7 protein-coding genes and 2 pseudogenes are annotated in these 8,275 nt (G+C 72.0%); all 9 read right to left on the reverse strand.

Annotation, left to right across the window (positions count from 1 at the left end; all coding sequences use genetic code 11):
- A pseudogene (locus EF918_RS28405) lies at nucleotides 1–315 on the reverse strand (hypothetical protein); the annotation flags it as partial.
- Nucleotides 316–529: 214 nt separating this feature from the next.
- Nucleotides 530–1,312: a hypothetical protein gene (locus EF918_RS28410; RefSeq protein WP_125651791.1), complete on the reverse strand. Its 783-nt coding sequence runs from the start codon at nucleotides 1,310–1,312 to the stop codon at nucleotides 530–532.
- 31 nt (nucleotides 1,313–1,343) lie between these two features.
- Complete coding sequence (locus EF918_RS28415; protein ID WP_125651792.1) at nucleotides 1,344–2,834, reverse strand: ATP-binding protein; 1,491 nt, start codon at nucleotides 2,832–2,834, stop codon at nucleotides 1,344–1,346.
- 32 nt (nucleotides 2,835–2,866) lie between these two features.
- Nucleotides 2,867–3,328 carry a DUF6238 family protein gene (locus EF918_RS28420; protein WP_125651796.1) on the reverse strand — a complete coding sequence of 154 codons (462 nt, stop codon included), beginning with the start codon at nucleotides 3,326–3,328 and terminating at the stop codon, nucleotides 2,867–2,869.
- Nucleotides 3,329–3,372: 44 nt separating this feature from the next.
- Nucleotides 3,373–4,815 carry an SCO6880 family protein gene (locus EF918_RS28425; RefSeq protein ID WP_125651793.1) on the reverse strand — a complete coding sequence of 481 codons (1,443 nt, stop codon included), beginning with the start codon at nucleotides 4,813–4,815 and terminating at the stop codon, nucleotides 3,373–3,375.
- A 49-nt stretch (nucleotides 4,816–4,864) separates the two neighbouring features.
- Nucleotides 4,865–5,926: pseudogene (locus EF918_RS38625) on the reverse strand (ATP-binding protein); the annotation flags it as partial.
- Nucleotides 5,927–5,956: 30 nt separating this feature from the next.
- Nucleotides 5,957–6,637: a hypothetical protein gene (locus EF918_RS28435; protein WP_125651794.1), complete on the reverse strand. Its 681-nt coding sequence runs from the start codon at nucleotides 6,635–6,637 to the stop codon at nucleotides 5,957–5,959.
- Nucleotides 6,637–6,966: a hypothetical protein gene (locus EF918_RS28440; RefSeq protein WP_125651797.1), complete on the reverse strand. Its 330-nt coding sequence runs from the start codon at nucleotides 6,964–6,966 to the stop codon at nucleotides 6,637–6,639. The genes EF918_RS28435 and EF918_RS28440 overlap by 1 nt, the downstream gene beginning before the upstream one ends.
- A gap of 138 nt (nucleotides 6,967–7,104) precedes the next feature.
- Nucleotides 7,105–8,217, reverse strand: coding sequence for a C40 family peptidase (locus EF918_RS28445; protein WP_125651795.1), 1,113 nt, complete (start codon nucleotides 8,215–8,217; stop codon nucleotides 7,105–7,107).
- Between the last annotated feature and the right edge of the window lie 58 nt (nucleotides 8,218–8,275).

Raw genomic sequence — 8,275 nt, forward strand, 5'->3', positions numbered from 1 at the left:
GGCCTGGATGGGCGCGGGCCGGTTCGACTCCCAGAGGGAGGGGGTGCCGGAGATCCGGGAGAGGGGGTCGGTGTCCCAGGGCACGATGGGGCCGATGTCGTACCAGGTCAGGGCGATGACTTCGATGCCGTGGTCGTGCAGGACGTAGCCCCATTCCAGGCCCATCGCATCAGCGTTGGCGTCGGTGACCGGGATCGGCTTCGCGGGGGTGCCGTCCACGTTGAAGACGTTGTCGAAGGGTGTGCTCGGCCCGCGGTCGCCGTGCGGGTCGAGTTTCTCCCGGACGTTGTCGGGGGCCCGGTCCAGGAGGTCCATGCCGAGGTTCTTCCAGTCGTGGGGTCCGTCGATGAGGTGTCGGCGAAGGGCGTCGAGGTCGCCGCCGAAGCGGTAGCGGGCGGCGCCGAGTAGAAGGGGGAGCTGGTGATCGGGGTAGCCGTCGTAGTGGCAGTAGATGCCCCCGTAGCCGTCTGACGGGGTGGGGCGGGCGATGAAGCTGCGGGTGCTGATGGCGGTTCCTTCGGGCTGGTGGTCAGCGGGCGTGGGCGGTAGGGGCCGCGGGCAGGACGGGTACAGGTCGGGCCACGGCTGGCGGGCGAGGCGGAAGCGTGGCGCTGGGCGTGGCGTGACGCAGGTTCACGCCGATCCCGGCTGCGGCGAGCCGGAGTGCGACGGCCTGGAGGCGTAGGGCGCGGTCGGTCTCGCCGTAGGAGGCGGGGAGGAGGAAAGCGGCCTGGTGGGGCGCGTACTGGAATCCGTGGACGTACAGCACTTCCCTGGCTTCCTCCAGGACGTCCTCGTACGGCGCTCCGAGCGCCCCGTCCTCGTACCAGGTCAAGGTGAGGGTCTGGTCGACCTGCGGCGGGGCCGTGCGGCGCGGGGGCTCGGGCCGCTCGACGAGGCTGCGCCGCACGGCGTCGCGGGCGGCTTCATAGCGGGGCAGCAGCCGCCGCGCGATGTGGGCGGCGGCCCGGACGGGACCGTTGGGCACCACGATCCCGCTGGGCTCCTCGATACCCACGAAGTGGTGGGGCTCGACGTCTGGGCACAGCGGAGCGACGACGAACTGGCCCGGCCGCAAAGGCCGGTCGGTGACGTAGAGGTGTTGGCCGTCCGGACCGTGGAGGATGGCCTCGTGGCCCAGGACGTACTGGCTGACGATGTACTCGACATGACCGCAGTCCCAGAGACGGTCGATGGTGGCGCACTGGCTTTCGAAGGTGAGGTGCTGCTGGTAGTCGCTCGTCCATTGCCCGGGGAGACGGGCGGCGAGCGCGGAGGCGAACAGGGACAGGTCGGCGCGTGCGGAGGGCATGGGTTCCCGGGTTGGTTGGACGCTTCTGTGGTCAGTGCATACGGGCGTCTGTGTCGAAGAGCTGCAGCTCGGCGGGGTGCAGCTGGTGCTGGACCACGAAGCTCCGGCCGGCGACCTTCCACAGGCCGCGGCCACGGCTGAGGTGGGACAGTGCGGCGGTTTCGACGCTGGTCAGTCCGAGGAGTCCGGCGGCGGCATGCAGCTGGTCGGTCTCCTGGCGGTAGATCACGCGGGTGCTGCAGTCGGCGAGCAACCCCTCGGCCAGTGCGCGGCTTTGGCTGCCGGCGTCGCCCGCGGTCAGCAGGTCGGACAGCCGGTGGATGACCATGGCGTTGGCGATGCCCAGGCCGCGGGAGAGCTTCCACTGGGCCTGCATGCGCATCAGGAGGGCCGGATGCCTCATCAACCTCCATGCCTCGTCGTAGATCACCCACCGCCTGCCGCCGTAGGGGTCGGTGAGCGCGGCTTCCATCCAGGCCGAGGCGCAGGTCATGGCCAGGACCAGGGCGGTGTCGTCGCTGCCGCCAAGGCGGGAGAGGTCGATGGACAGCATCGGGCTGTACGGGTTGAAGGCGCTGGTGGAGGGCGCGTCGAACATCCCGGCCAGGTCTCCGAAGACCAGGCGGCGCATGGCGTGGGCGAGGTCGCGGGCTGCCTCCCCGAGCCGTCCGGCGAGTAGGCCGCCGGCGAGGTCGAGGCCGGGCCCGTCGGCCAGGGCGTGGGCGATGTCGCCGAGCAGCGGGGGCCGGCCACTGGCCGCTGCCGGGGCGCAGGCGGCATCGAGTGCGACGTCGAGGACGGTGTGCTCCATGGGCAGCAGGTCCCGGCCCAGCACGGTGCGGGCCAGGGATCCGAGGAGCAGCAGGCGGCGTTTGCGGACCTCGCCTTCCCACTCCGCCTCCGGCACGGACGGCGGCCTCGGCGCCGCGTCCAGCGGATTCAGCCTGCCAGGTAGGCCCGGCCCCAGCGCGATGGACGTTCCGCCCAAGGCGGCGGCCACCGCGCTCCATTCACCCTTGGGGTCGCACGGGACGTACACCCGGTAGCCGAACGCGACGGACCGCAGGGCCAGGCTCTTGGCCAGGGCGCTCTTGCCCTGCCCGATCACCCCCGCGAGCAGCAGGTTGGGGTTGGTGAACCCCTCGACCTTCCCGTACAGGGAGAACGGGTCGAAGGTGAACGACCCTTCGGCGTGCAGGTCGCGGCCGATGTAGATGCCGTCGGCGCCGAGCCCGCCTTCGGCGAGGAACGGGTACGCGGCCGAGGCGACGGCGGTGGTCATCCGGTGGGCGGGGAGTTTGAGGCGGCTGCCGCGGGCGGACGCGGGTCCGGGGCGTCCGGCGAGCGGGTAGACGGCGTCGGGGTAGGCCGCCTCGGTGGGCTGCTGCTCCGCGTCTGCGCCGGCGGCGATGCGGGCGCGGGCTTCGGCTCGGGCCGTCTGCTTGCGCAGGGCCCGGCGCTGGGCGCGGTCGATGTTGTGCGGGGTGAACAGGGGGGTCGCGCTGGCGCGGCGGTGGGACAACGGTGCTCGCTCGTTTCCGGGGCGGGGGTGTTTCAGGACGCCGGTGTGGCGAGGTCGGCGGCCGTGGTCTTGCGCCGTATGGCGTGGGAGGCGGCCAGGTGGCGCTGGCAGATGGTCAGCACGGGCGGGCCTTCCGGGAGCCGCTCGGGGTGGCAGTCGCTGCCGCCGGGGGCTGCGGCGGGCAGCAGGTGGAATGCGGCGTGGACGGCGTCGGCTGCCTGCCAGAGGCGGGCGTGGGCGGTGGCCAGGTGCCGTCCGGAGGCGGGGCGCTCGGGCCGGGTGCGTTCAGCGATCTGGTCCAGCAGCCGGTGCAGGGCGGTGAGGTGGGCGTGCAGGCTGTCGAGGTGAGGCCGGTCGGCGGGCCGGGCGCACTCGCCGACGGCGGTCTGTGCGGTGAGGGTGCGCGTGTGGTGGCGCAGGCCGGCGGTGGCCGCCCGCAGATACGGGTGGGCGTCGCTCGTGGGGAGGGCGTCGCTGCGGTCGTCAGGTGACAAGGGCTTCTCGCGGGGGATGGACGCCAAGATGGCGGGCGGGCGGGTTAGAGGGTGTTGCGGGCCAGCGGGAGAGCGCCGGCGGTGAAGGCGTCCGTCTGCTGGTAGATCAGGCGCCGCAGGTCGACCTGGGCGCCGGCGGCAGCCGTTTCGATCTGCGCGCAGGCGGCGTCCAAGTGGGCGTCGGTGTCGGCGGAGACGGTGAGCAGCCCGGTCAGGGCGACGTCCGCGTGCCCGGAGATGAGCTGCTTCTCGCGGGTCTTGACGTCTGCGTACTCGACGTTGTCTGCCTCGGACTCCACCTGGCCGCGGCGGCGGCGTTCGGAGGCGTCCGCGATGATCGCGGCCTTGCGGCGCTGGACGTCGCGCAGGGCGGAGTCGATCCCCTGCGGGGCGTAGATGAGGGAGAAGGTGCGCCGTACGCCGGTGCTGAACATGATGTTGTGGAGGAATCCGGCGTGGGTTTCGGTCCGGGGCCAGTTCTCGATCCAGTAGGTGGTGTGCCGGGCGGAGTCGGTGATCACCCGGTCGGTTTCTTCGACCTGGGCGACGGGGCCGGCGGCGGCCGGGTCGGCTTCGGCGCGGCCGGTGGAGGACCACTGCTGGAGGCGGGCGGTGGAGGCGGGGTCGTAGGCGGTGCGCAGCACGGCTGCGATCTCCCGCGGGCCCAGCCAGCCGGTCACCGTGAGACCGGCGGTGCGGGCGGCTTGGGCGACGGACGCGGTGGTCTGCGCCATGACGGTGAAGGCACCGTCGAGTCCGCCGCCGGCTTGGATGACCAGGCGCTTGGCGGCTTTGAGGTCCAGGGCGATGGCGAGGTACGCCTCGTGCGGGGCGGCGGCCGGCCCGGCGGATTCGACGAGCGCGGAGTAGATCTGCCCGGCGACGGGTGCCTGGGGGTTGCCGTGCTCGGCCCAGTGCCGGGTGAGGCTGTCGCCGGAGTCCGGGACGGTGCGCTCCAGGACCTGGACGGTGGCGACGTGCCCGGTACGGGCGATGCCCGCGAGCGCCCGGCCCCACGCGGTGACGTTGCTGTTCTGGGTGGCGGGATCGAGCAGGGCGAAGGCGCGGGAGCTGACCTTGGCGACAGCGGTCAAGGTCTGCCGGTGGGGGTCGTGGACGGCGGCGGCGCCGGACGCGGAAATGGCCACCCGAAGCGACGCGGTCGTTCCGGGCAGGTGGAGCAGCCCTTCGACCCGGGGCCGGGATAGCGGCCGGGCCCGCCACAGCGTCTGTCCGCTCCGGCGGCGCTGGGCGTACCGGGCGACAAGCGGCGCCCAGTCGATCAGGGACCGGCCCTCCCGGCGTACCCCGACCAGGACACCGGTGGTGATCCACAGGGGGGCCAGGACGACGGCGCCGATCAGGCCTGAGGTCACCACCGTGACCAGGAGGAGGGTGAGGGCCGAGGAGACGAGAACGAGCTGGGGGGGCGCCCTGACCCGTGCTGTTCTGGGTCTGCGGGGTGCCGGACTGTTCCATGAGGTCACGGAAGCCGCCTCCGGAGCTGTCGCTGGAGTCGTCCTTGTCCATGCTCATTCCGCCGGTGGGGTTGGCGGCGATGTCGCCGGGGAAGCCCCCGCCGCCTGCTGCCTGGGTGCCGCCCGCGGCCCCGGCCCCGGCTGCCGCGCCGCCGGTGCCCGCAGTGGCTGCTGCGGAAGCGGCCTTGCGTCCGGCGTTCTCGGCGTGCTGGCGGGCCATCTGGGCACCTGCACCGCCGGCTCGGTGAATCTGCTCACCGTCGGTGCCTTCGCTGGCCCAGTGGACGAACTTGAACACCATGTACGGGCAGAGCAGCACCAGGAGCATGATGACCATGCCTGCGGCCATGTCGGCGAGGGCGCCGACGCCGTCCTTGGCTTCGGTCTTGCTCATGGCCGCGATGCCGAGCACGAAGATGATCGTCATCAACAGCTTCGACACCACGAGGGTTGCGGTGGCTTCGATCCAGCCGCGCCGCCAGCGGCGGGCGACCTCCCAGCCGCCGCCAGCGCCCGCGAAGACCGCGAGGGTCACCAAGATCAGGATGCCGACCTTGCGGACCATCATCACGCCCCAGAGGAGGAACATCCCGATCGCGCTCGCGCAGGCGGCGACGACGGCGACGAGCCAGCCCATGCCCGCGATGGCGCCGATCTGGGAGATCTTGACGAGGCGCCGCACGGCCGTGGACATGTCTGTTCCCGACGCCTTGAACAGCCCGTCGCTCAATGCGTCGACGACTTCGAGGGCCACCGTGGTGAAGGCGATGGCGCAGAACGCGAACAGCACACCGCTGGCCGTGCCGGTGACGGCCTGGGTCAGGGCCTGGCCGTCGCGTTTGATGGCGGCGCGTACGAGTTGGGCGCAGAAGGTCGCGACCAGCACGAGCAGACCGATGGGCAAGATCGTCTCGTAGTTGTCGCGGAACCAGCCGGCACCCAGGTCGATGTCGGTGGTCCGGTTGATGGCCTTCGCGGCGAGGTCGGCCGCGGCGGCGGCGAGGTCGCCGGCGCTCTTCGCCATCCAGTCCCCGATGGCGCCGACGGGATCGGAGGCGAAGTCGATCACGTCGCCGACCGTGCAGAGTTTGCCGGCGACGGGCAGGTCACAGAAGCCCACGCGGGCGTCCTTTCGGGGAGAGGGGAAGGGCTACGGGGCGACGCGCGGGGCTACGGCGACCAGGCGGCAGTCCTTGCCGGGGCGGCACTGGACGGCGAGGGTGATCTGGCGGTCCTCGGCACCGCCCCCGCCGCCGTTCCAGGCGAGCTGTGTCTTGCCGCGCACGGTGACGGCGTAGATGTACGCCTCGGTGATCGCCTGCGGGTTCTCGGCCAGGGCCTGCTTGAACGCCGAGGGGAAGTGCCCCTCGGAGGTGGTGGCACTGGCGTGCTGGCCGTTGTCCTTCAGCCGGGACCACAGGAGCGGGTCCGGGATCTGGGCCTGGACGGAGTCCCAGTCCGCGTACGCGGTCTCGCCGGTCATCCAGGTGTGCATGCCGGCGAGCTGGTCGTCACGGCTGGTGGTGCGGGCGTCGAAGGTCCACAGCATCACCGCGCTCGCCCGGGCGAAAGCCAGTGGGTCGGCGATCGGTGGGGGCCCTGCGACCTTGGACCCGCCCGGGGGCGGCTTCGGCACGGGAGCGGAGGTGCTCTTCGGCGATGCGGAGGACCCGGTGTGTGGCGCGGAAGCGCTGTCGCTCTGGCCGCGGCCGGTCCACCAGGCCACGGCTCCAGTCAGTACGAGCAGCGCGGCCAGGATGCCAGCGGCGAGCATGATGCGCCGGGGCGGCTGCCAGCCGATGCCGAGAGCGTCGAGGGAACGTTTCCTCATCAGTGGACCTGCGAGCCGAGGGCGCTGAAGAAGGCCACGATTCCGTTGGCCGCGCCCAGGCCGAGGGCGGCGCCGGCGCTCACGACCGCGCCCTTCTTGCCGTTGGCTTCGGCCTGGTGGCCGCCGGAGTGGTGGCCCCAGGCCCACACGCCGAGGCTGACGGCGAGCGCGCCGACCACCGCGACGATGCCGAAGAGGTTGATCGAGTTGACGACGGTGCGCAGGACTTCGAGTCCGGGCAGGCCGCCGCCCTTGGGCGAGACCCCCGGATCGTAGGCAAGCAGAGTGAAGCGTTCGGACAGGGGTGGGGTGAGGTGGACGGGGGAGATGGTGGTGCGCTCCTTGCATGCGCAGGACACGGCGGGCCCTGCCGGGGAACAGGAAGAAAGGGGGATGGGGGGGCGCTCTGCGGCGCGAACGTGGTCCGGTCCGCCCGGCGCCTCAAGGGCCGGCCGGGCGGACCGGTGTCACGGGAAACGGCGTGCGCTGTTGGCGGCGAAGTCAGCGAGGGTGGCGAAGCGGACTGGTTTTCCGGTGCGCGGGGCCTCGATGACGTAGCCATGGCCGGCGTAGATGCCGACGTGCTCGGGGACTGCGACGGTGCCGCGGCTGAACACCAGGTCGCCGGGGCGAAGTTGGTTCAGCGGGACGGCGTTGCCTTCTTTGACCTGGGTGTATGTGGTCCGGGTCAGGGTGATCCCGGCCTTCTTGTACGCCTGCTGGGTCAGAGAGCTGCAGTCGCACCGGCCCATGGGGTCCGGGCCGTGGGGTGCGAGACAGGAGCCGCCCCACTGGTAAAGGGTGCCGAGCTGGTTCATGGCCCACGTGATGGCCGTCTTGGCGCGGGGATCGGCGTCGGCGGGGATCGAGTACCCCTTGGGGACGGCCCCTTCGGGGATCGGCCCGGAGCCGCTGCCGTCTTCGCTCGGAGCGCACGGGTCGGTGGCCGGGATGCCGGGGTTCTGGCCGCCGGCGGGCGGCTGTGCGCCCTTGAGCGTCGGGGCGATCGCCTGCTGCAGCGCGCGGGCGAGGGGTTCCCACTGGGCGTATGCGTCGGGGAAGCCGCTCAGCTGGACGGCCTGCGCGGCCTGCGTGATCGTCATCTGCTGCCAGCCGGGGACCTTGAGCAGGCCCTGGTAGAACTTCGTGCTGGCGTAGACGGGGTCTCGGACCTGGGCGGCAGTGCCCCACCCCTGGCTGGGTCGCTGCTGGAACAAGCCCAGCGAGTCGCGGTCGCCGTAGCCGAGGTTGCGCAGCCGGCTCTCCTGGATGGCGGTGGCCAGGGCGACGACCTGGCCGCGCTCGGGTACTTCGAGCGTGATGCCGGTGGCGACGATGGTGCGGGCGTGCGGTATCTGCTCGTCGGGCAGGTCAAGGCCGTCGACGTGGACCTTCTGGGCGCCGGATCCGCCGAGAACGGCGGTGACTTGGCGTCGTACGGCTTCGGTGTCGACCGACTTGGTGAAGCAGGAGGTGCCCTGGTCCGAGGAGTCGCTCGCGGCGGCGGCGAGGACGGCGGTGCCGGCCAGCAGGAAGGGGGTGAGGCAGAGCGCGCCGATCGCGGCGGCGATGCCTTTCACTCCCGGGCGGCCTCCGGTCGGCGGGCCGCGGGGATGTCACGTGGGGATGGGGAGGGAC

The sequence above is a fragment of the Streptomyces sp. WAC06614 genome, from assembly GCF_003949795.1.
Classification (GTDB): Bacteria; Actinomycetota; Actinomycetes; order Streptomycetales; family Streptomycetaceae; genus Streptomyces.

What these genes read in the sequence shown, in the direction of transcription:
- EF918_RS28410 (WP_125651791.1), bottom strand. Translation starts at nt 1,312, where the DNA reads ATGCCCTCCGCACGCGCCGACCTGTCCCTGTTCGCCTCCGCGCTCGCC.
- EF918_RS28435 (WP_125651794.1), bottom strand. Translation starts at nt 6,637, where the DNA reads ATGAGGAAACGTTCCCTCGACGCTCTCGGCATCGGCTGGCAGCCGCCC.